2 protein-coding genes are annotated in these 2,283 nt (G+C 64.7%); both read right to left on the reverse strand.

The features are described from left to right. A partial coding sequence (locus tag ACFO5X_RS14140; RefSeq protein ID WP_380718135.1) for a hypothetical protein occupies positions 1-541 on the reverse strand: 541 nt, incomplete at its 3' end. A gap of 11 nt (positions 542-552) precedes the next feature. Then, the coding region (locus tag ACFO5X_RS14145) for a hypothetical protein (protein WP_380718136.1) at positions 553-2,283 on the reverse strand (1,731 nt) is incomplete at its 5' end.

Genomic DNA, 2,283 nt, shown 5'->3' on the forward strand with positions numbered 1-2,283 from the left:
CATTCAGCGGCAGGTCTTCGCTTTCCCCATAGTAGAGGCCGCCCGCTCCTGTCGCCGGGTTGTCCCTGAGCCAGGTGGTCGTGATCGTGCCCTCGGTGACGCCCTCGAGCGAAGCAATCGCCGCGGCCGTCAGGCCGTCGTTTGAGACATAGACGCGGCGGGTGTTCTGGGACGGCTCCACAATAGTCTTGCCTGTCGCGTAGTCGAATGGGGGGCAATACCCATCCCCTAGACCCCAGCCGTTGACCTCCGGGGCCGGTGCGACAATGAGCGTCGCAGTGACGCGCTGAGTGACGCCATCCTTCTGACGATCGTAGACGATGATCAGGTTGCCATCCGGGTCTTGGTCCAGCAGATCGACGCCGACCTTTGCGTCCGGTCGATTGACTGCCCGGCCGGTAGCTGGCTGCGAGACGACAGATACACTATCCGGCCCGATCGGGTCGGACAGAACCGCCATTCGCAAACCGGTTGCGTTGAAGGTCTCGGTAACCTCTTCGACGACACCGGTCTGCTCACAGGTAACGATGATTTCGAACATCAGGCGATCCTTTATTCGGCAGAGATTGCGAGCAGAACGAGGCCGGACCTGTCGTTCACCTCATTGGTGACGGTGACGGCTGTCGCGCTTCCGGTCGGTGCGTTGTCCAGCCTTGCGCTGGTCACGTGGTTTGTTGCCGCGAGACCATCAGCAACTTCGGTCAGGCCGCCCCAGGTCACGGAGTTCACCTGGTATTTCCCGATGGAGACGCCAAGGATGGCATTCATCGCCGATGTCGGCGCGATGCTGGTCGAGAACCCGGTTGCGCTGTAGGCGCTGAGCTTGACCAAGGAGTGGCTTCCCCGAACTGCCCACTTCTCGATGGCATGTTCGTTCGTGCTGGTTGCCAGAGTTATGCTCAGGACGTCGCTGGAAGTCCCGTTGACCGGCATCACGTAGGAGAAGCAATGCGTGCCGAACCCGTTACTGCCTCCATTGCTCTCCACCGGCGTCATGGGGTTGCCGTTGATGGACATGGCCGTAGGAATTGCGTTGCGCCCATAGAAAATATAAACCGTGTCCCCGGCGAGAACTTCCGGCTGGTTGAGGGGGAATGTTGGGTTTGTTCCGAGGTATCCGCTGGACTGAAAATTGCCGACCCGGAAGACAGAGAATGTGGAAATCGTCACCTCGGCCGAGCTGACCACGGCCGACACGTTGCCGCGATCATCCACCTGGACGGCATCGACGACATAGGTGGCAGCGCCCAGGCCGATGAAGCCGCCCAGGTTGCCGCTGCCGGCCTCGGGCGTGTCGTCGCTATCGGTGTCGAGCGCGTCGCCGGTGCCGTTGATGATGTTCGCGGCCGAGAGCTGCGGGTTGCTGCTCAGACGAACAGCAAAGAAGATTTCGCCCACGGCATCGTTGCTGGTCACCGACACATCGATGTCCGACCCGTCCGCCGTGGCGATCAGGCTCGACAGGATCGCGGCCGTGCTGTCCACCAGGAAGGCGGCCGAGGCGACGGCCTCCGACAGGACGCCATTGTCGATCACGGCATAGGCCTTGGCGTTCTGGCGGGCGACGCCGGGGTCCAGCGTGGCGCTGAATGGCCCGGGCCAGACACCGGTGACAATCCCGAGCGGCGCACCCCCGCCATTCGCCTCGCCGGCGGCGACTTCTTCCGGCGCCGGCGCTGCGTCGGCTTCGGGCACGATCACCAGATAGACGTCGTCACCGTCCTGCGCATCCGACACGATGGTCAGCGGCTGGGCCGAGCCGGTCCAGGTGCCGGCGGTCACGCTGGCGATGGTCCGGGCCGTGATGCTGATCGCCGGGCCGATCACGCTGGACGCTGCAGCCGCAGCACCACCGCTGTTCGCGGTCGAAGAGACCAACCGATAGTAGTTGCCCTCGACCATCACGGGGCCGGTCGTGCCGGTCGACGCCGTGTCAGCCCAACCCGTCGTGCCATCGTCGGACACCTGCCAGACGTGTTCAGTCGTGAGCCCCGAGCCGGTGAAGGTCCCCAGAACGCCGGTCAGGGTCTGCCCGACCACCGGGCTGCCAGAGATCGAGGGGGCCGAGTTGACGGCCGGCGGGGCGTCGCGCACCACATAGCTCGCCGAGCTGCGCGACGGGTAGGTGTCGCTGGGCGTGGCGACGGCACGAATGCCGGACAGGTTATCGCCCGACACCGGCGTATAGGTCGCCGAGGTGGCCCCGTCGATCGCGTCCGCGCCGGAATACCACTGCCAGGCCACCGAGGAAGGTGCATCCCCGCTCCACCCGCTGGCGCTGGC

The organism is Seohaeicola nanhaiensis, assembly GCF_042654245.1.
Lineage (GTDB): Bacteria > Pseudomonadota > Alphaproteobacteria > Rhodobacterales > Rhodobacteraceae > Seohaeicola_A > Seohaeicola_A nanhaiensis.